Below are 23,238 nucleotides of genomic sequence, written 5' to 3'. Positions count from 1 at the left end.
CGGCGGGCCCCTCCCTCTCCCCATGGAAGAGGGTCGTGAACACCGGCCACCCCGCCACCTCCTGGTACGCGGCCACCGCCACGCCGTTCCCGCAACTCCCCGCCCTGAGCGACCACGTCCGGGCCGACGTCTGCGTGGTCGGCGCGGGCTATACGGGCCTCGGCGCGGCGCTGGAACTGGCGACGCGGGGCGTCCGCGTCGTCGTGCTGGAGGCCGCCCAGGTCGGGTCCGGCGGGTCGGGGCGCAACGGCGGCCAGGTCCATACGGGCCAGCGCAACGACCAGGCCTGGCTGGAGAAGACCCTGGGCCGCGACGCCGCGATGGCCCTGTGGCGGATGAGCCAGGACGCCCGCGCCCACCTGCTGGCCCTGATCGCCGAGCACGACATCGCCTGCGACTTCCGCCCCGGCATGATCCACGCCCGCCACCGCCAGGGCGGCGAGGCGCAGGACGTGGCCCATGTCGCGTTCATGCGCGACCGCTACGGCTACGACCAGCTGGCCCTGATCGACGCGGCGGACTTGGCCGACGAGCTGGGGACCGACGTCTATCACGGCGGCCTCGTTGACCTGGGCGGCGGCCACCTGCATCCGCTGAACCTGGCCCTGGGCATGGCGCGGGCGGCGAGGACGGCCGGGGCCGTGATCCACGAACACAGCCGCGCCACCGCCTGGCGACGCGAGGGCGGGGCGATCGTCGTCCAAACGCCACAGGGCCGGGTGACCTGCGACCAGCTGATCCTGACCGGCGACGGCTATCTGGACGCCGTGGCCGGCGGCGCGGCCCGGGCCCGGGTGATGCCGATCAACAACTTCCTGCTGGCCACCGAACCGCTGGGAGCGCGAGCCGAGACGATCATCCGCTCGGGCGCCGCCGTCGCCGACAGCCGCTTCGTGATCAACTACTTCCGCAAGAGTCCCGACGGTCGGCTGATCTTCGGCGGCGGCGAGAACTACCGGCCCGGATTCCCGCCGGACCTGAAGGCCTTCGTGCGGCGCCACATGCTGAAGGTCTATCCGGACCTGGCCGACGTCGAGGTCACCCACGCCTGGGGCGGGACCCTGGGCATCACCGTCCACCGCGCCCCGTTCGTCCGCGAACTGGCCCCCGGCGTGCGGATCGCCGCCGGCTATTCGGGCCAGGGGGTGATGCTGGCGCCCTGGTTCGGCAAGCTTCTGGCCGACGCGGCCCTGGGCGAGGGGGAGGGCGTCGAGCTGCTGGCGCGCCTGCCGACGCCGCCGTTCCCGGGCGGGCGGCTGCTGAGGTGGCCGCTGACCGTGGCGGGGCTGAGCTGGTTCGCGCTGCGGGACCGGATTTGACGCCCCTCCCCCTGTGGGGGAGGCGGCCCGTAGGGCCGGTGGGGGGAGTTTGCGGTGGTGGCCGTGAGCTGGATCGAGCGTCCTATCACTCCCCCCTCCGGTCGCTTCGCGACCACCTCCCCCACAGGGCAGGGCTATTGCATATGGATTTGCCCTATCGAGAGCGCGTATTGGATCGACGCAAGCTCTTCCAAAAGGCGAACAAAACGAATCCAAACGGGCTTGCGAGCCAACCTTCTGGCTTCGGCTGGATGCACGGCTCAAGCCGTCCACCCTTCGTTCTTCCATATGCGATAGCCCTGCCCCACAGGGGGAGGACCTATGGGGGCCAGGCGTTGACTTCGCCGCCGCCCCGCCATCCCATCCTCCCATGACCGTCACCACCACCGAGCCCGCCGGCAGCGTCGCCACGGCCCTGGCCCATGCCCGGCGCCTGCTGGACGTCGACCCGCGGCTGGCCGCCGAGCAGGCGACGGCGATCCTGGAGGCCGTGCCACGCCACGCCGAAGCGGTGCTGATCCTGGCCACAGCCCTGCGGCTGACGGGCGACGTGGCCCAGGCCCTGCGGGTGATCGATCCCCTGGCCCGCGCCTTCGCCCAGTCGCCGCCGATCCAGCTGGAGCACGGCCGGGTGCTGGCCGCCGCCGGCCACACCCAGGCGGCGGTCGCGGCGTTCAAGCGCGCCGTCGCCGCGGATCCCGACCTGGCCCCCGACCTGGCCGACGCCTGGCGCGGCCTGGCCGAGGCCTTCGAGCTGCTCGGCGATGAGGCCGGGGCCCGGGCCGCCCGGGCCCGGCAGATCAAGGGCGGGGTCCGCGACCCGGTGCTGATGACCGCCGCCGCCGCCCTGGTCGACGGCGCGCCGGCCAAGGCCGAGGCGGTGCTGCGTGACCTGCTGAAGACCCGCCCCGACGAGCCGGCGGCCATCCGCATGCTGGCCGAGGCCCTCGCCCGGCTGGGCCGCGAGGCCGAGGCCGAGACCCTGCTGCTGGACTGCCTGAAGCTCGCCCCGGCCTTCACCGCCGCCCGCTACAACCTGGCTACCCTGCAGTACCGGCTGGGGCGGTCGCCGGAAGCCCTGGCCCAGCTGGACCTGTTGCTGGCCGAGGAGCCGCGCAATCCCGCCTATCTGAACCTGAAGGCCGCGGCCCTGGCGCGGATCGGCGAATACGCCCGGGCCATCGCGATCTACGAGGACGTGCTGGCCCGCTATCCCCAGCAGCCCAAGGGCTGGATGAGCTATGGCCACGCCCTGAAGACCGTGGGCCGCTCGGCCGACTGTGCGGCCGCCTACCGCAAGTCCGTCGACCAGGCCCCGTCGCTGGGCGAGGCCTGGTGGAGCCTGGCCAACATGAAGACCTACCGCTTCGACGCGGCCGACCTGGCGACGATGGAGGCCCAGCTGGCCCGGGAGGACCTGGCGCAGGACGACCGCCTGCACCTGGACTACGCCCTGGGCAAGGCCCACGAGGACGCCGGCCGCTACGCCGAATCGTTCGCCCATTACGCCCGGGGCGCGGCGCTGCGCCGGGCCCAGGTCCCTTACGACCCGGCGGTGATGACCCGGCACGTGGCCCGCTGCAAGACGGTGCTGACTGCCGAGCTGTTCGCGTCGCGGGCCGGCCAGGGCTGCCCCGCGCCCGACCCGATCTTCGTCCTGGGCCTGCCGCGCGCCGGCTCGACCCTGGTCGAGCAGATCCTGGCCAGCCACTCGGCGGTGGAGGGCACGATGGAGCTGCCCGACGTCACAGCCATGGCCCGGCGGCTGAAGGATGGCGCGGCCTATCCCGAGGTGCTGGCCACGCTGGGTCCGGAGGATCTCAAGGCGCTGGGCGAGGAGTTCCTCGAGCGCACCCGGGTGCAGCGCAAGACCGACCGGCCGCTGTTCATCGACAAGATGCCCAACAACTGGGCCCATGTCGGGCTGATCGCCCTGATGCTGCCGAACGCCAGGATCATCGACGCCCGGCGCCATCCGATGGGCTGCTGCTTCTCGGGCTTCAAGCAGCACTTCGCCCGCGGCCAGAACTTCAGCTACGGCCTGGAGGACATCGGCCGCTACTACGCCGACTATGTCGAGCTGATGGCCCATGTCGACGCGGTGCTGCCGGGCCGCGTGCACCGGGTGATCTACGAATCGATGATCGAGGACCCGGAAGGCGAGATCCGCGCCCTGCTGGCCTATTGCGGCCTGCCGTTCGAAGAATCATGCCTGAATTTCCACGAAAACGACCGCGCCGTGCGCACCGCAAGCTCAGAACAGGTCCGTCGTCCCATCTTCAAGGACGCGGTCGAGCATTGGCAAAACTACGAATCATGGCTGGACCCGCTGAAGACCGCCCTTGGACCGGTCCTGTCCAGTTATCCCGCCGCGCCTGAATTTTGATCAGCCGCTCAGAACCCTGCCATTTCTGCAACAGTCGGCCGAATTGACGCGGGTTTGAATTTTGCGTCTTGCCGGCTCAAATCAGCCAGAAGAGCATCGTTCTCCGAACAGTTCGGGGAGCCGATATGACGTCTGCCACGCGTGACAAGACCGCCCTTTCGAAAGGCGGTCTGCTGACGACCGCGCTTCTGGCCTCGACCATGCTGACGGCGGTGTCCGCCCAGGCTCAAGCATCCCAGGCGCCCCAGGGCGCGGTGGCGCTGGAAGAGGTGGTAGTCACCGCCCAGAAGCGCTCGGAAAACCTGCAGGACGTGCCGGTCAGCATCCAGGCGCTCGGCCAGGCCAAGCTGGACCAACTGCACGTCGCCAGCTTCACCGACTATGTGAAGTACCTGCCCAGCATCTCGTTCCAGACCACCTCGCCGGGCTTCTCCAACGTCTATTTCCGCGGCGTGGCCAGCGGCGGCGACGGCAACCACTCCGGCTCCCTGCCCAGCGTCGGCGTCTATCTGGACGAGCAGCCCGTCACCACCATCCAGGGCGCGCTGGACATCCACATCTATGACATCGCCCGGGTCGAGGCGCTGTCGGGGCCGCAGGGCACGCTGTACGGCGCCAGCTCCCAGGCCGGCACCCTGCGGATCATCACCAACAAGCCCAGCACCGCCGGCTTCAGCGCCGGCTACGACCTCGAGGTCAACAACATCGCCCACGGCGACGATGGCTATGTCGCCGAGGGCTTCGTCAATCAGCCGATCAACGACAAGATCGCCGTGCGCCTGGTGGGCTGGAGCGAGCACCAGGGCGGCTATATCGACAACGTGCCCGGCGAACGTACCTATCCCACCTCTGGCGTCACGATCAGCAACGGCGCCCGCGCCAAGAAGGACTACAACGACGTCGACCTCTATGGCGGCCGGGCGGCCGTCAAGATCGAGGCCGGCGACAACTGGGTGATCACGCCCCAGGTCATGGGCCAGATCGAGAAGGTCGGCGGGGTGTTCGCCGAAGACCGCAGCCTGGGGGCGCTGAAGGTCGCCCACTACTATCCGGAAAACTCCAAGGACAAGTGGTGGCAGGCGGCCATGACCGTCGAGGGCAAGATCAGCAACCTCGACGTGGTCTATGCCGGCTCGTACCTCGACCGCGACGTCGACACCCGCCAGGACTACACCGACTACTCGTTCTTCTACGACACCCTGGCCGGCTACGGCGCCTACTGGACCGACGACGCGGGCAATCCGGTCGATCCGTCGCAATACATCATCGGCCACGACGCCTACATGAAGGCCAGCCACGAGCTGCGCGTCTCGACCCCGCAGGAGAACCGCTTCCGGGTGGTCGGCGGGCTGTTCTATCAGCGCCAGACCCACGGCATCCATCAGAACTACCGCATCGACGACTTAGGCGACTCGCTGTCGGTGCCGGGCCATCCGGGCACGATCTGGCTGACCGAGCAGAAGCGCATCGACCGCGACAGCGCCGCCTTCGGCGAGGTGGCGTTCGACATCACCGACAAGCTGACGTTCACCGCCGGCATCCGCTTTTTCAAGTCCGACAACAGCCTCAAGGGCTTCTACGGCTACGGCGCGGGCTACAGCCCGGACAAGTACGACGACGATGGCGTATTCGTCCGCGACGGCACGGGCGAGGCGGCCTGCAACGGCCGCGGCCCGGAGATCAAGGGCTCGCCCTGCACGAACCTCGACAAGCGGGTCAAGGAGAAGGGCGACAGCAAGAAGTTCAACCTCACCTACAAGATCGACCCCGATAAGCTGGTCTATGTCACCTATTCCGAGGGCTTCCGGCCGGGCGGCATCAACCGGCGCGGCACCCTGCCGCCCTACCAGTCCGACTTCCTGAAGAACTACGAGTTCGGCTGGAAGACCACCTGGGCCGACAACCGCTTCCGCTGGAACGGCGCGGTGTTCCACGAGACCTGGGACGACTTCCAGTTCTCGATCGTCGGGGCCAACGGCCTGACCGAGATCAAGAACGCCGTCTCGGCCGAGATCAACGGCGCCGAGACCGACTTCAGCTTCGCGGTGACGCACGGCCTGACCCTGAACGGCGCGGCCTCCTATATCGACGCCAAGCTGAAGGGCACCTATTGCGGCAAGGTCGACCCGGCCACCGGCCAGCCGATCACCGACTGTCCGGTCGACCTGGACAACTATCCCGAGCGCGCGCCGGACGGCCAGCAGCTGCCCGTCACGCCCAAGTTCAAGGCCAACCTGAACGCCCGCTACGAGTTCGACCTGGGGGGCTACGACGCCTTCGTCCAGGGCGGGATCGTCGGCCAGACCGGCGCCTGGGCCGACCTGCGCACCTTCGCCCGCGAGGTGCTGGGCAAGCAGGCCGGCTACATCACCACCGACCTGTCGGCCGGCCTGGGCCGCGACAGCTGGACCGTCTCGGCCTATGTCGTGAACCTCAACGACAGCCGGGCCAGCCTGACCCGCAGCACCGAATGCGTCGAGGCCGTCTGCGGCGCCGAGGTCTATTCGGTGCCCCTGCGGCCGCGCACCGTCGGGGTGAAGTTCGGGCAGAAGTTCTAGGGGCGGCCCGTCACTTGCCCCCTACGGACCGCTTCGCGGTCGTCTTCCCCCATAGGGGGAAGAGCCTCGCGTATCAGGCTCCGCCCCCTATGGGGGCGGACAGGCGGCGAAGCCGCCAGGTGGGGGCAAGTCGCGGGTCGTCTGATAGCGTGACCGCATGACGCCCCAAACTCCCGCCCCCCGCGCCCTGGGCTTCTGGATGTGCACGGCCTTGGTGGTCGGCAACATGATCGGCTCGGGGGTGTTCATGCTGCCCGCGTCCCTGGCCCCCTACGGCTGGAACGCGGTGTTCGGCTGGCTGCTGACCATCGGCGGGGCCCTGGCCCTGGCCTTCGTGTTCGCCGGGCTGGCGCGCGAGTTCCCCAAGGCCGGCGGGCCTTACGCCTACACCCAGGAGGCCTTCGGGCCGCTGGTCGGGTTCATGGTGGCCTGGAGCTACTGGATCTCGCTGTGGGTCGGCAACGCCGCCATCGCCACCGGGGCGGTCAGCTATCTGTCGGCGATCTTCCCGGCCATCGCCCGGGTTCCCGGGATGCACCTGCTGATCACCCTGAGCGCGGTCTGGCTGCTGGTCGGGGTCAACATCGCCGGCGCCCGCCTGGCCGGCGGCGTGCAGGTGGCGACCACCGTGCTCAAGCTGCTGCCGCTGGCGGCCGTGGCCGGCCTGGCCTTCTGGGTGATCGGCCGCGACCACGGGGCCAGCCTGACGCCGTTCCGCGCGTCGGACATCCATCCGGGCGGGATCACCGCCGCCGGGGCCCTGACCCTGTGGGCGCTGCTGGGCCTGGAATCGGCCACCGTGCCGGCCGGCAAGGTGGTCGACCCGGTCCGCACTATCCCCCGCGCCACCCTGGTGGGCACGGTGTTCACCGGGGTGATCTATCTGCTGGTCTGCTCGGCGGTGGTGCTGCTGACCCCGGCCGACGCGCTGAAGGTGTCCAACGCCCCGCTGGCCGACTTCGTCAGCCTTCACTGGGGCGGCAACGCCGGCAAGGTCCTGGCCCTGTTCGCGGCGATCAGCGCCTTCGGGGCCCTGAACGGCTGGGTGCTGCTGCAGGGCGAGATGCCCTACGCCATGGCCCGGGGCGGGGTGTTCCCGGCCTTCCTGGCCAAGGAGTCGGCGAACGGCGCGCCGGTCCGCGCCCACCTGCTGTCAGCCGGCTTCCTGACCGTGCTGGTGCTGATGAACTACGCCAAGTCGATGGCCGACCTGTTCACCTTCATCGCCCTGGTGGCCACCACCGCCTCGCTGTTCGCCTACCTGGCCTGCGCCCTGGCGGCGCTGAAGCTGCAGGCCAGCCGGCGCATCGCCCCGACCACGGCCCTGACCGTGATCGCCATCCTGGCCGGCCTCTATTCGGTCTGGACCCTGGTCGGCGCCGGCGGCCAGGCGGTGCTGCTGGGCGTGGGCCTGCTGGCCATCGGGGCGCCGTTCTACTGGCTGACGCGGGGGCGAGCTCCCGCGGACAACCCCTAAATTCCTTTCATCCCGACGAAAGTCGGGACCCAAGCCGAGCTTGGGGTTTCGCGCGGAGGCCACAAGGCCCGCGCCGCTTGGGTCCCGACTTTCGTCGGGATGAAAGGATCAGAGAGAGGATGAGAGACCGCATGATGATCCGCACCATCCTGGCGGCCGCCGCCCTGGCGCTCGCGCCGCTCGCCGCGCACGCCGCCCCGCTCTACGTCCATGCCGGCAAGCTGGTCGACACCCTGCAGGGCAAGGTCCTCAGCGACCAGATGATCACCATCGACGGCGAGCGGATCGTCGCGGTCGCGCCGTGGAAGACCGCCCCGACCGATGGCAAGGTCATCGACTGGTCGGGCCGCATGGTGCTGCCGGGCCTGATCGACATGCACACCCACCTCTGCGACCAGGAGCAGACCGAGAACATCGCCGAGCCGCTGCTGCGCACCGCCGCCTACCAGGCCTATATCGGCGCCGCCCACGCCCGCGTCACCCTGGAGGCCGGCTTCACCAGCGTGCGCGACGTCGGGACCTGGCGGGCGTTCGGCGACGTGGCCCTGCGCGAGGCGATCAACGCCGGCCTGGTCCCGGGGCCCCGGATGTCGGTGGCCGGCGCCTATATCACCATCCCCGGCGGCGGCGGCGAGATCACCGGCCTGGCGGGCGACGTGAAGATCCCCGACGAGATGCGGGCCGGCGTGGTCGAGGACGCCGCCGACGCCCACCGCAAGGCGGCCAACATCCTGGCCCATCACGCCGACTTCCTGAAGCTGATCGCCACCGGCGCGGTCCTGACCGTCGGCACCGAGCCAGGTCAGCAGGAACTGACTGAGGACGAGATGCGGGCCGCCGTCGAGGAGGCCGCCCGGCGCGGGACCTACGCCACCGCCCACGCCCACGGGGCCGAGGGCATGAAGTCGGCCATGCGGGCCGGGGTGCGCTCGATCGAGCACGGCTCGCTGATGGACGACGAGGCCATCGCCATGATGAAGGCCAAGGGGGTGTTCCTGGTGGCCGACATCTATGACGGCGACTGGATCGACGCCTATGGCAAGGCCCACGGCTGGCCGGCCGAGACCCTGCGCAAGAATTTCGACACCACCCAGGCCCAGCGCGACGGCTTTCGCAAGGCGGTCAAGACCGGGGTCAGGATCGCCTACGGCACCGACGCCGGCGTCTATCCCCACGGCCTCAACGCCCGGCAGATGAGGTACATGGTCAAGTACGGCATGACCCCGATGCAGGCCATCCAATCGGCGACGACGGTGGCGGCCGAGCTGATGCGGAAGACCGACGTCGGCGCCGTCGCCCCCGGCCGCTACGCCGACCTGATCGCCGTCGACGGCGACGCCATCGCCGACATCTCGGTGCTGGAGCACGTGGCGGCGGTGATGAAGGGCGGGGTGGTGGTGAGGGATTGAACCTTCTCCCTCCGGGAGAGGGGCCGGTCAGGTTTCTCACCTTCCCGCCATATTGTTGCACCCAGATTCACCATTGGTCCTCTTGGCGCGGCTCCTGCAGTGTGCAATGCAACAAGATGTTGCTGTGCAGCATTGATACAGCTGTCACGCCAGCGCGGTAAGACCGATGCTTGAGTGAACCAAGGAGTGAGCACCATGGCCGACGAACACACCTACTTCGTCCGACCCGTCTCTGGCGTCTGGCACGTCACCTGGAACGAATCGCTCGACCTGATCGGCTCCTATCCCTGCCAGCCGGAAGCCGTCGGCGTCGCCGAGATGCTGGCCCGCCACATGCGCGCCCAGGGCAAGACCGCCCGGGTCTCGGTGTCCGAGCCGGAAGCCCGCCGCACCAACTGGGGCCGCACCAACCTGGGCGTCCAGGCCGCGGCCTGATTTCTCGCCCTCTCCCATGGGGAGAGGGAGGGACCCGACGCGTAGCGTTGGGAGGGGGAGGGGGTTCTGAGCTAGCCGGCGTGCCGGCAGAGCGCCCGTGTGAAATCGGCGAGGGTGTAACCCCTCACCCTCCCACGACTTCGTCGCGGGCCCCGCCCTCTCCCACTGGGAGAGGGTGTTCTTACGCCAGATACCCCGCCGCCAGCCGTTCGGCGATGGCCCCGGCCTCGGCGGGCGTGAACACCGCCGCGTCCAGGCACAGCTCCAGCCACAGCCCGTCCACCACCGCGGTCAGGCCGATGGCCGCCAGCCGGGCGTCGACCCGCGGATCGCAGGCGCCCAGCAGCTCCTCCAACCGGGCGCGATAGCCGGCATAGGTCCGCCGGTGGATGGCGGCGATGGCCGGGTCCACCTTGACCAGGCTCCAGAAGGCCAGCCAGGTGGCCAGCAGGTCCGGGTCCAGCACCGGCGGCGCGAAGCTGGCGGTCAGATAGGCCGACAGGCGGGCGCGCGGATCGGGCCCCGCCGCCGCGACCGCCGCCTCCAGCGCCGCGTCGATCCGCGCCCCGGTCGCCTCGTAGGTGGCCGCCACCAGGGCGTCGACGCCGTCGAAATAGTGCCGCAGCAGGCCGGGGCTGACCCCCGCCTCGGCGCAGATCGTCCGCACCGACGCCCCGGCCACGCCCTTGGCCGCGAGGATCCGCGCGGCGGCCTCGACCAGGGCCGCGCGGCGGACGTCGGGGGCTTCGCGGGTGAAGGAGGCGCGAGTCATGGTTCCAGCCCACGAGCGCCCATTCCCTTTCCAGCCGTCATCCCGGGCCTCGTGCCCGGGACCCCTCTGTCCGCCGCAAGTGCGGGGGTGTGGCGCGCCAGCGCGCCAAGGCGCTTCACATGCGGGCTGAACCAGGGGTCCCGGGCACAAGGCCCGGGATGACGAACGGTTGGGGGCGGGGAATGGAATGGGACGAAGATCACCACCCCTCCGGCGGCCGAGGCAGCCGCGCCTGCGGGATCAGGGCCCGCAGCTTGCGGCCGAAACTGCGGAGCGACACCTCGGTCTCGGCCAGCGGTCCGGCGGTGAAGCTGCGCGAGGCCATGCCCTGCTGCACCCGCGCCACCAGCCCCGTGTCCTCGGCGTTGACCTGGCGGTTGATGCGCCAGTTGAGATACCGCGCCGCCTTCATCTCGCGCCGCTCGTCGGGCAGGGCGTAGGCGATCTCCCGGATCATCGTCCGGGTCGGCGAGACCGGGATGAACTGCATGAAGTCCACCTGGTCGGGATAGATGTCGAAGGCCTGGTTGGGCCAGAGCTTGAAATAGGTCCACAGCCGCTTGCGCTCGGGCGGCAGGTGAGGGGCGTCGGGCAGGACGGCCTGGTACATCCGCTCGGAGGGATTGTTCGAGGGCTCCTCGACCAGATGGCCCCACATCTTGTCGACCCAGGCCTGGGCCTCGACGCCGTAACCGCGCCCGAACAGCCGGGTCAGGCCGGGATGGGCGACCGGGATGTGCAGCCCGTCGGAATAGTTGTCGCTGATGTTCTTCCAGTTGACGTCGCGCGGCCGCAGGGTGACCCGGCCGAACGGGACCATCTCCTCGAAACGGTAGGGCGCCAGCTCGTGGTCGTAGGGGGCCATCATCTCGGCCACCGACGGGCCGTCACCCTCCAGCCGCACGAAGACGAAACCACGATAGACCTCGACCTGCACCGGCGCCAGGCCCTGCCTGTCCATCTCCAGGGCGGGGTAGGTCTCGGCGTGGGGCACGCCGATCAGCCGGCCGTCCAGGCCGTAGGTCCAGGCGTGGTAGGGACAGACGATGCGGCCGCAGTGGCCGCTTGGCCCGTCCAGCAGCCGCGCGGCGCGGTGCCGGCAGACATTGGCGAAGGCCCGCGCCCCGCCGTCCTTGCCGCGCACGACGACGGTGCTTTCGCCCAGGAAGTCGAAGGTGTGGAAGTCGCCAGCGTTCGGGATGTCGTTCAGGTGGCAGACGATCTGCCAGGACGGCCGCAGGACCTTGTCCTGCTCCTCGCGGAAGAAGCGTTCGTTGGCGTAGAGCCAGCCGGGCAGGCCCCAGTCGGCGTCGGGGTCGTGGTTGGGGAGGTTCAGGTCCATCACGACAATCCTCCAAGGCCGGCGAAGCGATCACTTGCCCCCACCTGACCGCTTCGCGGTCTGTCCGCCCCCATAGGGGGCGGAGCCAGCCAAGGCGCTCTTCCCCCTCTGGGGGAAGACGACCGCGAAGCGGTCCGTAGAGGGCAAGGGCGTGAGCCGCTCATTCCTAACGCCCCACCGCGCTCAGCTTCACCGCCGTGGCGAAGTCCCGGTCGCGCAGGATCTCCCGCGCCGCATTGCGCCCCGGATTCCCCGAGACCCCGCCGCCCGGATGGCAGCCCGCGCCGCACATGTAGAGCCCCTTGATCGGGGCCCGGTGACTGGCGTGGCCCAGCACCGGCCGGGCCGCCCACAGCTGGTCCAGCGACATGTGGCCGTGCATGATGTCGCCGTTGACCAGGCCGAACTTCCGCTCCAGGTCGACCGGCGACAGGATCATCCGCCCCAGGACCGAGGCCTTGAAGTTGGGGGCCCACTGGTTGACCGTGTCGATGATCAGGTCGGCGGCGGCCTCGCGCTCGTCGTCCCAGGATCGGCCGTCGGGCAGGTCCCAGGCGAACTGCTGGCAGAACAGGCTGGCCACGTGCTGGCCGGGCGGGGCCAGGCTGTCGTCCAGGGTCGAGGGGATCAGGATCTCGACGATCGGCCGCTTGCTGATCCCGGTCGCCTTGGCGTCGCGATAGGCCGCGTCCATGTAGTCGAGGGTCGGCGACAGCACGATGCCGCACTGGTGGTGCTCGGCCGCGGCCTTGCCGGGCAGGCAGGTGAAGTCCGGCAGCTCCGACAGCGCCACGTTCATCCGGAAGGTGCCCGAGCCGTTCTTGTAGCCCTTGATCGCCTTCTTGAACGGGGCGGGCAGGGCCGAAGGGGCGACCAGCGACCCGTAGAGCAGGGCCGGATTGAGGTTGGACGACACGATCGGGGCCATGACCTGGCGGCCGTCGACCAGTTGGACGCCCGCCACCCGCTTGCCGGCGCCCTTCGGCGCGTCCTCGACGTGCACGCCCTCGACCTTGGCCTTGAGCAGGATTTCCACGCCCTTGGCACGGCAGGCCTTGGCCATGGCCTGGGTGATGGCCCCCATGCCGCCGACCGCGTGGCCCCAGGCGCCCTTCTTGCCGTTCACCTCGCCGAAGGTGTGGTGCAGCAGCACATAGGCCGAGCCGGGGGTGTCGGGACTGGCGAAGTTGCCGACCACGGCGTCGAAGCCGAAGCTGGCCTTGACCGCGTCGCTCTCGAACCAGCCATCCAGGAAATCGCGGGCGCTCTTGGTGAACAGGTCCAGCAGGTCGCGCTTGCGTTCCAGCGACAGGCCGGCCAGCCGCGAGCCCTGGCGAAGACCGCGCAGCAGGCCCGGCAGGCCGTCGGTCAGGTTCGGCGGGGTCTCGCCGGCCAGGTCGCGCAGCACGTCGCCGATCTCGTCGAGCATGGCGTAATAGGCCGGCAGGGCTTGCGCGTCGCGGGCCGAGAACTTGCGGAATTGCTCCTGCGTGCGCTCCAGCCCGCCGCCCAGCTTCAGGTAGGTGTTGTCGTCGATGGGCAGGAAGTTGGAGATCGGCCGCTCCAGGATCCGCAGGCCATGGCCGTGCAGGTCCATGTCGGCGATGACCTTGGGGCTGAGCAGGCTGACCGTGTAGCTGGCCACCGAGTTGCGGAAGCCGGGGTGGAACTCCTCGGTCACCGCCGCCCCGCCGACCACGTCGCGCGCTTCGCAGACCGTGACCTTCAACCCGGCGCTGGCCAGGTAGAAGGCGCAGACCAGGCCGTTGTGCCCGCCCCCGATGATGATCGCGTCGCGCTGCTGGGTGGCGGTGGCCATGGTCGTCTCCCCGGTGGTGAAGGGAGGTTGCTATACGAGTGTAAAATAGGCAACCCCTCCCCCTGTGGGGGAGGTGTCGGCGCAGCCGACGGAGGGGGGAGCTGTCGGATGACAGCCAGACCTGGGATCGACGATCCTAAAACTCCCCCCACCGATCGCTGCGCGATCGCCTCCCCCACAGGGGGAGGCATGGCGAAACCGGATCTCCGGCCCTATATCCGCGCCTTCCCTTTCGATCGACGAGACTCTCCATGGCCAAGCTGCAGATCCTCGAAACCTTCAGCCTGCAGGAAACCGAGGACGGCTACCGCTTGCTGGTCTCGGCCGTGGGCGGCGAGGCGCTCTACGTCTCGATCACCCCCGACCAGATGGACGACATCATCGAAAGCCTGGAAGCGGCCATGGGCGGCGAGGACGACGAAGGCGTCGAGGAAGACGAGGCGTTCTGAGGGCTCCGCCCCCCACGGGGGCGGACAGACCGCGAAGCGGTCAGGTGGGGGCAAGTCGGGATCGCACGTTAGGCGAACACTTGCCCCCTACTGGCCTTCGGCCGTCTTCCCCCGGAGGGGGAAGAGCCACGAAACCCTGCTAGAACCGCCGCATGTCCCGCCCGTCCGCTTTGCGCGCCGCCTTGCCCTATCTCTGCCTGGCCAGCGCGATGGTGTCGCTGAGCGTCGGGACGTCGTTCGCCAAGGCGCTGTTCCCGCTGGTCGGGGCGCAGGGGACCAGCGCCTATCGGGTGGGGTTCTCGGCCTTGGTGCTGTGCCTGGTCTGGCGGCCCTGGCGCATGGCGATGGACCGCAAGGACCTGGTCGCCGTCGTGACCTACGGCGCGGTCATGGGGGCGATGAACCTGTGCTTCTACATGGCCCTGCGCACCATCCCGATGGGCGTGGCCATCGCCATCGAGTTCACCGGCCCGCTGAGCCTGGCCCTGGTCCACGCCCGCAGGCCCGTGCACTTCGCCTGGATCGGCCTGGCCGCCGCCGGCCTTGGCCTGCTGCTGCCGCTGGGCGACGCCAGCCTGAACCTCGACCCGGTCGGCGTGGCCTACGCCGCGACGGCGGCGGTGTTCTGGGCGCTGTACATCGTGGCCGGCCAGCGGACCGGCCACCTGCACGGCGGCCGCTCGGTGGCCCTGGGCATGGCGACGGCGGCGGCGGTCGTGGCCCCGTTCGGCGTGGCGGCGGCCGGGGCGGCGCTGCTGAACCCCTACGCCCTGGGCCTGGGCCTGGTGGTTGCGGTGGTGTCCAGCGCCATCCCCTATTCGCTGGAGATGGTGGCCATGCGCGCCATCTCCCGGCGCAGCTTCGGGGTGATGCTGAGCCTGGAGCCGGCGGTCGGGGCCCTGGCCGGCCTGGTGGTGCTGGGCGAGCACCTGGTGGCTCGCCAGTGGCTGGCCATCGCCTTGGTGATCGCCGCCTCCGTCGGGACGGTGGCGACCGACCCGTCGCGCCAGCCGGCCGAGGCGCCGCTGCACGACTGACGGCCGCCCGGTCTTTATAAGTCCCTTATGCCCCCGCCCGGAATCCGCATCGCGCCCTTATGCGGCGGACGTGTAGGCCGTCGCTCCCTTCGACGGACTTAAGCCTCATGGCCCATACCCCACCCGAGCCGGCCACGCCGGCGGCGCGCGCCGCCCGGTTCGGCGCCCTGTGGCTGGGGGCCATCGGCGTGGTGTTCGGCGACATCGGCACCAGCCCGCTCTACGCCATGCGCGAGGCCCTGGCCCACGCCGGCGGGGTGGAGCCCCGGCTGGCGGTGTTCGGCGTGGTGTCACTGGTGTTCTGGGCCCTGACCCTGGTGGTCACCCTGAAGTACGTCGTGATCGTCATGCGGGCCGACAATGGCGGCGAGGGCGGCACTCTGGCCCTGATGGCCTTGGCCCAGAACGCGCTGAAGAAGCGCTCGGCCTGGCTGGTGCTGCTGGGCATCGTCGGGGCGGCGCTGTTCTACGGCGACGGCCTGATCACCCCGGCGATCTCGGTGCTGTCGGCGGTCGAAGGCCTGACCACCGCGCCGGTGATCGGCGCCCACTTCCAGCCGTTCGTCCTGCCGCTGGCGGCGGTGATCCTGCTGGGCCTGTTCGCCGTGCAGTCGCGGGGCACCGAGGTGGTGGGGCGGTTCTTCGGGCCGATCACCCTGGTGTGGTTCGTGGCCCTGGCGGCGCTGGGCCTGCCGTTCGTGCTGCAGCGGCCCGACATCCTGCTGGCCTTCAGCCCGGTCTACGCGGTCAGGCTGCTGGCGGCCGACGGGCTGCTGGGGGTGACGATCCTGGGCAGCGTCTTCCTGTGCGTGACCGGGGCCGAGGCGCTCTATGCCGACATGGGCCATTTCGGCAAGGGACCGATCCGGGCGGGCTGGCTGCTGGTGGCCCTGCCGTGCCTGATGGTCAACTATCTGGGCCAGGGCGCCCTGTGCCTGATCCGCCCGGCGGCCATGGACAACCCATTCTTCGCCATGATCCCGCACGCGGTCTACTGGCCGGTCATGCTGCTGACCACCGCCGCCACCATCATCGCCAGCCAGGCGGTGATCACCGGCGCCTTCTCGGTGACCCAGCAGGCGGTGCAGCTGGGCCTGCTGCCGCGGATCGACATCAAGCGCACCAGCGAGACGGTGGCCGGCCAGATCTTCGTGCCGCAGGTCAACATCGCCCTGGCCGTGGGCGTGCTGTTCCTGCTGTTCATGTTCAAGACCTCGTCGAACATGGCCTCGGCCTATGGGGTGGCGGTGACCACGACCATGGTGGTGACCGTGGCCCTGCTGTTCGTGGTCGCCCACCGCCACTGGAAGTGGCCGCTGTGGGCCTGCGTGGCGGTGCTGGCCCCGTTCCTGGCCCTGGACCTGGTGTTCCTGGGCTCCAACGCCCTGAAGATCGCCGACGGCGGCTGGGTCCCGCTGGCCGCGGCGGCGGCCATCGTCCTGGCCATGTGGACCTGGCGGACGGGCAGCGAGCTGCTGCACGCCAAGGTCCATCGCGACTCGATCGCCCTGGCCGACCTGATCGACAGCCTGCGGGCCCGGCCGCCGCACGCGGTGCCGGGCACGGCGATCTTCCTGACCTCCGACCCGTCGGTCGCCCCGGTCGCCCTGCTGCACAATCTCAAGCACAACAAGGTGCTGCACGCCGAGAACGTGGTGATGACCGTGCGCACGGCCGACCAGCCGCGGGTGGCCGAGAAGGACCGGGTCGAGATCGAATCCTTAGGTCCCGGCTTCCGGCGGGTGACCGTGCACTACGGCTTCATGGAGACGCCGCACATCCCGCGCGCCCTGGGCAGCTGCCGGCGGCGGGGCCTGGTCTTCGACCTGATGTCGACCTCGTTCTTCGTCGGACGCCGCACGGTGGTGGCCTCGCCCGGCGTCGGCATGCCGCTGTGGCAGGACAAGCTCTTCATCTGGATGGTCCGCAACGCGGCCGATCCGATCGACTACTTCCACATCCCCGCCGGGCGGGTGGTGGAGATGGGCTCGCAGGTGGTGGTGTGAGGTTTACCCTCTCCCATGGGGAGAGGGAGGGGCCCGCGCCGCAGGCGTGGGAGGGTGAGGGGGTAAACCGCCCGACGGTGTGCCGGCAGGGCGTTCGTGCGAAGGCGGTGAGGGTGTAACCCCTCACCCTCCCAAGCTTCGCTTGGGCCCCTCCCTCTCCCTCTGGGAGAGGGTTCCTAGGAAGCCATCGCCTCGCGCTTTTCCTCGAGCGCCAGCCAGTCCTCCTCGGCCGTGGCCAGGTCGGCGCGGGCCTTGTCGAGGTCCTTCATCACCTTGTCGAAGCCCTTGGGGTCGCGGGCGTAGAAGCCCGGGTCGGCCAGGCGGGCCTCGATGTCGGCGATGATCTTCGGCGAGGCGGCGATCAGGGCCTCGCATTCCTCCAGCCGCCGCTGGTCCTTGTAGGACAGCTTGACGGTCTTCTTCGGCGCCGGCGGGGCCGAGGGGGTGATCACAGCCTTGTGCGAGCCGGTGCCGGTGGCGAAGTCGCCGGCCGCGCCGCGCGCCCCCTTGAAGAAGTCGGGGGCCTGGTCGATCAGGTCGCTCCAGCCGCCGGGGGTCTCCAGCACGCGGCCGTGGCCGTTCATGGCGATGGTCGAGGTGGCCAGGCGATCGATGAAGTCGCGGTCGTGGCTGACCAGGATGAGGGTTCCCTCGAAATCGGCCAGAACCTCTTCCAGCAGGTCCAGGGTGTCCATGTCCAGGTCGTTGGTCGGTTCGTCCAGCACCATCAGGTTGGTGGGCGTGGCCAGGGCCCGGGCCAGCAGCAGGCGGTTGCGCTCGCCGCCCGACAGGCTGGTGACCGGCTGGCGCAGCTGGGCCTCGGTGAACAGGAACTCCTTGGCGTAGCCGGCCACGTGCTTGGGGACGCCGCGCACCAGGATCGAGTCGCCGCCGCCGGGGGTCAGGAAGTCCCACAGCGTCATCTTCTCCGACAGCGCCATGCGGTTCTGGTCGACGTAGGAGATCTCCAGGTTGGTGCCCAGGCTGATTGTGCCCGCGTCGATCGGGATCTCGCCCAGCAGCATGCGCACCAGGGTGGTCTTGCCCGCGCCGTTGGGGCCGACCAGGGCCACGCGGTCGCCGCGCAGGATGCGGGTCGAGAAGTCCTCGACGATCACGCGGTCGCCGAACTTCTTGGTGACGTGCTTGGCCTCGACCACCTTCTTGCCGGAGGTGCCCGAGTTCTCGACGGCCAGGGTCATGCTGCCGCGCTTGTCGGCCTGGATGTCGCGCTTCTGGGCGCGCAGGTCCATCAGGGCCCGGCGGCGGCCCTCGTTGCGGGCCCGGCGGCCCTGGACGCCGCGCGCCAGCCAGGCGTTCTCGCGCTCCAGCTGCTTGTTCAGCCGCCGCTCCTCGTCGGCTTCGGCGGCCAGCACCTGCTCGCTCCAGATCTCGAACTCGGCGAAACCCTTGTCGAGACGCCGCACCTTGCGGTGCTCCAGCCAGAAGGTGCGCTGGGTGACGCGGTTGAGGAAGGCGCGGTCGTGGCTGACGATCAGGGCCGCGCACTTGGAATTGGCCAACTCCTCTTCCAGGGTCTGGATGGCGAAGATGTCCAGGTGGTTGGTCGGCTCGTCCAGCAGCAGCACGTCGGGCTGCTCGGCGAACGCGCGGGCGAGAGCCGCCCGGCGCCGCTCGCCGCCCGACAGGCCCACGGTGCTCTTGGCGTAGTCCAGGCCGAAGTCGGCCAGGGTGGCGTGGGCCTCGTAGTCCTCGGCCCCGCCGGCCGTGCAGTAGTCCAGCAGGGTCTCGCCGACGATGTCCGGCTCCTGGCTGACATAGACGATCTTGGCCCCCGGCTGGGCGGCGCGCTCGCCGCTGTCGGCCTCGATGCCCTGATTGGCCAGGATCTTCAGCAGCGTCGACTTGCCCGCCCCGTTGCGGCCCACCAGACAGGCGCGCACCCGCGGCTCCAGCGCCAGGTCGACGCCGTCGAACAGCGGCTTGGCGCCATCGGCGAGGCGGACGTCCTTGAGGGCCAGGACAGGGGCGCGAGTCGGGGAAGCCATGATCGGGAGGGTCTAACTGTCGGCGAGGAGGGAGGAGATGGGGGCGTATAGCAGGGGAGGCGAGGGGGCGCCGGGATTTCTTGGAGGGCGGCGGGGACGCACACTCACCCCGTGACCTGGATAATCTTGGCTCGGCGAAACGCGTGAGTGTGTGTCCCCTACGGACCCACAGAGCCCAACGTCTTGACCCAAGCCTCGGAACCCAGCGGCCGACCGGAGCGCGTCGCGCCCTGCATCAGCCGACGGCCGTCCTGCCCGACGTCAAGATCGAAGAAACCGGCGAAGTCGACGCCCAACCGATCGGCCAACGGCGTTGGCGAAAGCAGGACGTCGGGTTTGCCTGCCACATGCGCCCGGACGCTGGACCAAGGCCAATCGATGGCTTGCCGCGTGAGGCCGGCGCGCACCGGATTCAGCCCGACATAGCGCACGCAAAGCCGCAGATGGTCCTCGTCCATCGGAAAGGACGAGAACCGATCTTGCCAAAGGTGTCCTGTCCAGCCTCGCGATCGTTGATGTAGCGGGCGTAGCGGACATGGGTGGCCCCAACCGCTCGGGCCAGGCCTTCCACGGTTTCTGGAGTCGCGATCAGGTGGACGTGGTTGGGCATCAGGCAGTAGGCCCAGACCTCGACCCTGGCCGCCGAGAACTCGCCGGCGGCCATGCGGATGTAGGCTTCATAGTCGCTCGCCCGGAAGAAGGTTGGCTGCCGGCGCGTTCCCCTTTGGGTGACGTGGTGGGGGACGCCGGGAATTACAACACGAGCCAGTCTGGGCATCGGGCGGCCTCCGTTCAGTGTGCAGAATGTTCTCTTTTTGTTCCAAAATCAATAGGCGACGCGGATCAGTTGGGGACACACACTCACTTCGAGGTTCGGGGGTTGTCCTGCCGAGGCGGCGAGTGAGTGTGCGTCCCCGCCGCCCCAACGAAAAAAGGGGCCGTCCTTGCGGGCGGCCCCCTTCCATCTCATCGGGGGCGAACACCTGCCCCCGTACGCGAGATCCTAGTACTTCATCTTCACGCCGATCCGGAAGAACCGGCCGATGGCGCCGGCTTGCGAGAAGGTCGGGTTGTAGTTCACCGCGGCGTAGTTGGCCGGGTTGAACTGCGGGCCCGCGTCGGTCGCGTTGAGGACCGCCGCCTGGATCTGGACCTTTTCGTTGATGTCGTACGAACCGGTCAGGTCCAGGTCGATGAAGCGCTTGCTGTGGCAGAACTTGGTGTCGATGTCGTCGCCGCCGTCATAGAGGCAGGCCGGACCGGAGTCGGCGTCGATCGAGCGCTGGCCGCTGACATAGTTGACCGCGCCGCTGACCCGCCACGGACCTTGAGCGAAGCTGTTGGTCCACACGGCGCGATATTTCGGCGTGCCCGCGCCCGACGACAGGGCGTAGGGGCTCTGCTTGCCGACGTAGTTGCTGGTCACGCCGTCGATCGTGAAGTCGTAGTTGAAGATCACGGTCGCATCGAGTTCGCTGGTCCAGCGGACGCCGCCCCAGGGCAGGTCGAAGTCGGTCCGGATGTTCCAGTCCAGGCCGCTGGTGACCAGCGAGTTGGCGTTGACGTAGGGCGAGCCGACCGACAGCACGCGGGGCAGGGCGTTGGGGAACGCCGGGTCCGGGGCGTCGGCCACGATGGTGTAGCCGGCCGGGATCGGCTGGCCGGCATAGTAGGCGGCCAGGGCCGGGCCCGAGGTCAGGGCCGAGATCACGTCGGTCTTCTTGATGTGGTAGTAGTCGAGCGACGTGCTGAAGTGGCGGTTGGGGGCCCAGACGCCGCCCAGCGTGTAGCTTTCCGACTTCTCCGGCTTGATGTCCGGGTTGGCCGTGGTGTTCAGCTGGAACGCGTAGGTCTGGGTGTAGGCGTTGCCGCCGTTCGGGAACGAGCCCGGGTGCAGGGCGATGAAGCTGGCCGGCAGGGCTTGGGAGTTGGTGAAGCCGATCGAGGCCGAGTCGCCGCTTTCCGAGAAGCTCGGGGCGCGGAAGCCCTTGGAATAGGTGGCCCGCAGGGCGACCTGCCGGATCGGGGTCCACTTGGCCGCGAACTTCGGCGAGAAGTTGCCGCCGACATCCGAATAGTGGTCGTAGCGACCCGAGACGTTGAACTCGAGGTTCTCCAGCACCGGCAGGCCGATTTCGCCGAACGCCGAGGCCACAGTGCGGTTGCCGCGAGTCTGGGCGGAGCCCAGGCCCTGGGTGTCGCCGAACGGGTTGATGTTCGGATCGTCGGTGGCCTCGTAGCGGAACTGGCCGCCCAGGGCGACGCCGACCGGACCGCCCGGCAGCATCCACAGTTCGCGGGTGGCGTTGAAGTCGATCGAGTCCATGTCGGTCGTCGACGTCTTGCGCGTGGTCGGCGCCAGCTTGTCGCGGATGGCCTGGGTGTTGGCCGACGGGTTGGCGAAGTTGTAGGTGCCGTTGGTGATGGCGTCGATCAGGGCGGTGTAGCTGATGAAGCCCTTCTGGACGGTGTCCAGCGACGAGTGCGCGATGACCAGGTTGCTGGCGTAGTCCCAGCCGAACGCGTCGCCCTTCACGCCGCCCGCGAAGCGGTAGACGTCGTTGGTGTAGCTGTTGGAGCTGGGGATGTCGCCGAACGCGTAGTTGATGATCGCCGAGCCGGTCTGGCCGGTATAGGTGGGATCCGCGCCCGAGAACGGGTTGGCCGGGTTGAGCTGGCCGCTGGGCAGGAACTGCGGCAGGGCGATGCCGACGGTGTTGTGCGGCGAGCCGGTGACGATCTGGGCCGGGCCGTTGGTGACGCTGACCTTGTTCTGGAAGAAGCTGCCGCTGACATAGGCCTGGAAGTGGTCGTTCGGCTTGATGGTGAAGCGGCTGTAGCCGCCGACCCGCGTCTGCTTGGGCTGGATGTCGCCGATGTCGGCGATGTTGCCGGCGCAGTAGTTGTTGCCGTCCGCGTCGGTGGTCAGGGGCGCGCCGGTGGTGCAGGCGCGCAGCGGGTTGCTGACGGCGCCCGGCAGGGCCGTGGCCTTGTGGGTGACGGGATCGATGGCGCCGCCGACGATGCCGCGGCCGACGAGGTCGCCCGCGCGGAAGCCCGGCTGCGGGTTGTTGTTCAGGCCGCCGATCGAGCTCAGGTCGTTGTTGTTGTACGGGAAGCCGCGCTGGTCGATGCGGATGCGGTCGTCGTTCTGGTATTCGAAGTCGACATAGGCGTTGTACTTGTCGGCGTCGAGGTCGCCATAGCCGGCCTCGGCGTTGAAGCGGTACTGGGTGCCGCCGCCGTGCTCGGCCCCGCCGTACGAGGCGTCGGCGCTGGCGCCCTGGAAGTTCGACTTCATGATGATGTTGACCACGCCGCCGATGGCGTCGGCGCCGTACAGCGACGAGGCGCCGTCCTTCAGGGTCTCGACCCGCTCGACCGCGTTGAACGGGATGGTGTTCAGGTCGACGAAGCCCTTCTGGCCGTCGTCGGCCAGCGGGTAGTTGGCGGTGCGCTGGCCGTCGATCAGCACCAGGGTCGAGTTGACCGACAGGCCGCGCAGGGCGACGCCCGACGAACCGGCCGCGAAGCCGGCCGCGAAGGCGGTCGGGATGCTGCCGCTGTTGTCGGCCGCCAGGGTGCGGATGGCGTCGGAGACCGAGGTGATGCCGCGTTGCTGCAGCTGCTCGTTGGTCTGGATGGTGACCGGCGAGGGCGTCTCGGTGTCGGTGCGGCGCAGCAGCGAACCGGTGACGACGACGGCTTCGACTTCGTTGTCGGCGGGCGCGGCCTGGGCGGCGGCCGGGGCCGGGGCGGTCTGCGCGTTCGCGGCGAAGGCGGCGAAGGTGGCGACCCCCGCCATCATCGTCGTCGCGAGCAGGCGCCCGCGGGTGATCTGCAATTTCATGTCGGTCCCTCCGGGCGCTCGGAGCCTGGCCGCATCGACCCGCTCGTCCCGTCGCCCTGTCAGCTTCAGGTTTCCCGGAGGACCTCCGTCCCCGGTTGGGCTTGGGATAGGAGCCGCCAAAGACGCCCGTCAATCGCCGACACCGTCATGTAATCAATATGTCGACGACCTGTCACATCCAAGCAACGGCCGATGCATAAATGCGGCGAGAATGGGTCTTTTAGGTGTCAGCTGCGCAATGTGCTGTAGAGAAAACGCCGATCTTCAAGCTTGACTGTTCATATCGCAGTTCGAAGAACTCGTGATCTGAAGATCAATTCTTACAGTCCTGTAATCATTATAGCGATGCTCATCGAAAGTCGATATTCGT

Annotated in this window: 15 protein-coding genes; 9 read left to right on the top strand and 6 right to left on the bottom strand. The window is 69.2% G+C overall.

Annotated features, from left to right (window positions below):
• Positions 1-35: 35 nt before the first annotated feature.
• From J2X41_RS13250 to J2X41_RS13225, 6 genes are all read left to right on the top strand, one after another.
• A complete protein-coding gene (locus J2X41_RS13250; protein ID WP_310082400.1) occupies positions 36-1,319 on the top strand; it encodes an FAD-binding oxidoreductase in 1,284 nt (427 codons plus the stop codon).
• Between the two features lie 370 nt (positions 1,320-1,689).
• Positions 1,690-3,705 (top strand): sulfotransferase, encoded by a 2,016-nt coding sequence (locus tag J2X41_RS13245; RefSeq protein WP_310082399.1) that lies wholly within the window; start codon positions 1,690-1,692, stop codon positions 3,703-3,705.
• Positions 3,706-3,830: 125 nt separating this feature from the next.
• Positions 3,831-6,263, top strand: a complete 2,433-nt coding sequence (locus tag J2X41_RS13240; RefSeq protein ID WP_310082398.1) for a TonB-dependent receptor — start codon at positions 3,831-3,833, stop codon at positions 6,261-6,263.
• A gap of 157 nt (positions 6,264-6,420) precedes the next feature.
• Complete coding sequence (locus J2X41_RS13235; protein WP_310082397.1) at positions 6,421-7,740, top strand: amino acid permease; 1,320 nt, start codon at positions 6,421-6,423, stop codon at positions 7,738-7,740.
• 131 nt (positions 7,741-7,871) lie between these two features.
• A complete protein-coding gene (locus J2X41_RS13230; protein ID WP_310082396.1) occupies positions 7,872-9,149 on the top strand; it encodes an amidohydrolase family protein in 1,278 nt (425 codons plus the stop codon).
• A gap of 195 nt (positions 9,150-9,344) precedes the next feature.
• On the top strand, positions 9,345-9,584 hold the full coding sequence (locus J2X41_RS13225) for a hypothetical protein (protein WP_310082395.1): 240 nt from the start codon (positions 9,345-9,347) through the stop codon (positions 9,582-9,584).
• 181 nt (positions 9,585-9,765) lie between these two features.
• On the opposite strand, the gene J2X41_RS13220 is transcribed toward J2X41_RS13225, so the two are convergent.
• From J2X41_RS13220 to J2X41_RS13210, 3 genes are all read right to left on the bottom strand, one after another.
• Positions 9,766-10,356 (bottom strand): TetR family transcriptional regulator C-terminal domain-containing protein, encoded by a 591-nt coding sequence (locus tag J2X41_RS13220; protein WP_310082394.1) that lies wholly within the window; start codon positions 10,354-10,356, stop codon positions 9,766-9,768.
• A gap of 199 nt (positions 10,357-10,555) precedes the next feature.
• Positions 10,556-11,698 (bottom strand): aromatic ring-hydroxylating dioxygenase subunit alpha, encoded by a 1,143-nt coding sequence (locus J2X41_RS13215; protein ID WP_310082393.1) that lies wholly within the window; start codon positions 11,696-11,698, stop codon positions 10,556-10,558.
• Positions 11,699-11,864: 166 nt separating this feature from the next.
• Positions 11,865-13,517, bottom strand: coding sequence for an NAD(P)/FAD-dependent oxidoreductase (locus J2X41_RS13210; protein ID WP_310082391.1), 1,653 nt, complete (start codon positions 13,515-13,517; stop codon positions 11,865-11,867).
• 251 nt (positions 13,518-13,768) lie between these two features.
• Here J2X41_RS13210 and J2X41_RS13205 point away from each other — a divergent pair, with 251 nt between their 5' ends.
• From J2X41_RS13205 to J2X41_RS13195, 3 genes are all read left to right on the top strand, one after another.
• Positions 13,769-13,966, top strand: coding sequence for a hypothetical protein (locus J2X41_RS13205; RefSeq protein ID WP_310082390.1), 198 nt, complete (start codon positions 13,769-13,771; stop codon positions 13,964-13,966).
• Between the two features lie 152 nt (positions 13,967-14,118).
• Complete coding sequence (locus tag J2X41_RS13200) at positions 14,119-15,003, top strand: DMT family transporter (RefSeq protein ID WP_310082389.1); 885 nt, start codon at positions 14,119-14,121, stop codon at positions 15,001-15,003.
• Between the two features lie 107 nt (positions 15,004-15,110).
• Positions 15,111-17,009 (top strand): potassium transporter Kup, encoded by a 1,899-nt coding sequence (locus J2X41_RS13195; RefSeq protein WP_310082388.1) that lies wholly within the window; start codon positions 15,111-15,113, stop codon positions 17,007-17,009.
• Between the two features lie 176 nt (positions 17,010-17,185).
• Here the strand turns inward: J2X41_RS13195 and J2X41_RS13190 are convergent, their stop codons facing one another.
• From J2X41_RS13190 to J2X41_RS13180, 3 genes are all read right to left on the bottom strand, one after another.
• Complete coding sequence (locus J2X41_RS13190; RefSeq protein WP_310082386.1) at positions 17,186-19,018, bottom strand: ABC-F family ATP-binding cassette domain-containing protein; 1,833 nt, start codon at positions 19,016-19,018, stop codon at positions 17,186-17,188.
• 412 nt (positions 19,019-19,430) lie between these two features.
• Entirely contained in the window at positions 19,431-19,796 is a 366-nt protein-coding gene (locus J2X41_RS13185) for a transposase (protein WP_310082385.1), read from the bottom strand.
• Between the two features lie 225 nt (positions 19,797-20,021).
• Entirely contained in the window at positions 20,022-22,868 is a 2,847-nt protein-coding gene (locus tag J2X41_RS13180) for a TonB-dependent receptor domain-containing protein (protein ID WP_310082383.1), read from the bottom strand.
• Positions 22,869-23,238 lie beyond the last annotated feature (370 nt).

Source organism: Caulobacter sp. BE254, assembly GCF_031457295.1.
Classification (GTDB): Bacteria; Pseudomonadota; Alphaproteobacteria; order Caulobacterales; family Caulobacteraceae; genus Caulobacter.
This window is presented reverse-complemented; position numbering and strand designations above follow the sequence as displayed.

What these genes read in the sequence shown, in the direction of transcription:
- J2X41_RS13200 (WP_310082389.1), top strand. Translation starts at nt 14,119, where the DNA reads ATGTCCCGCCCGTCCGCTTTGCGCGCCGCCTTGCCCTATCTCTGCCTG.
- J2X41_RS13245 (WP_310082399.1), top strand. Translation starts at nt 1,690, where the DNA reads ATGACCGTCACCACCACCGAGCCCGCCGGCAGCGTCGCCACGGCCCTG.
- J2X41_RS13225 (WP_310082395.1), top strand. Translation starts at nt 9,345, where the DNA reads ATGGCCGACGAACACACCTACTTCGTCCGACCCGTCTCTGGCGTCTGG.
- J2X41_RS13240 (WP_310082398.1), top strand. Translation starts at nt 3,831, where the DNA reads ATGACGTCTGCCACGCGTGACAAGACCGCCCTTTCGAAAGGCGGTCTG.
- J2X41_RS13180 (WP_310082383.1), bottom strand. Translation starts at nt 22,868, where the DNA reads ATGAAATTGCAGATCACCCGCGGGCGCCTGCTCGCGACGACGATGATG.
- J2X41_RS13190 (WP_310082386.1), bottom strand. Translation starts at nt 19,018, where the DNA reads ATGGCTTCCCCGACTCGCGCCCCTGTCCTGGCCCTCAAGGACGTCCGC.
- J2X41_RS13205 (WP_310082390.1), top strand. Translation starts at nt 13,769, where the DNA reads ATGGCCAAGCTGCAGATCCTCGAAACCTTCAGCCTGCAGGAAACCGAG.
- J2X41_RS13235 (WP_310082397.1), top strand. Translation starts at nt 6,421, where the DNA reads ATGACGCCCCAAACTCCCGCCCCCCGCGCCCTGGGCTTCTGGATGTGC.
- J2X41_RS13185 (WP_310082385.1), bottom strand. Translation starts at nt 19,796, where the DNA reads ATGCCCAGACTGGCTCGTGTTGTAATTCCCGGCGTCCCCCACCACGTC.
- J2X41_RS13230 (WP_310082396.1), top strand. Translation starts at nt 7,872, where the DNA reads ATGATGATCCGCACCATCCTGGCGGCCGCCGCCCTGGCGCTCGCGCCG.
- J2X41_RS13215 (WP_310082393.1), bottom strand. Translation starts at nt 11,698, where the DNA reads ATGGACCTGAACCTCCCCAACCACGACCCCGACGCCGACTGGGGCCTG.
- J2X41_RS13195 (WP_310082388.1), top strand. Translation starts at nt 15,111, where the DNA reads ATGGCCCATACCCCACCCGAGCCGGCCACGCCGGCGGCGCGCGCCGCC.
- J2X41_RS13210 (WP_310082391.1), bottom strand. Translation starts at nt 13,517, where the DNA reads ATGGCCACCGCCACCCAGCAGCGCGACGCGATCATCATCGGGGGCGGG.
- J2X41_RS13220 (WP_310082394.1), bottom strand. Translation starts at nt 10,356, where the DNA reads ATGACTCGCGCCTCCTTCACCCGCGAAGCCCCCGACGTCCGCCGCGCG.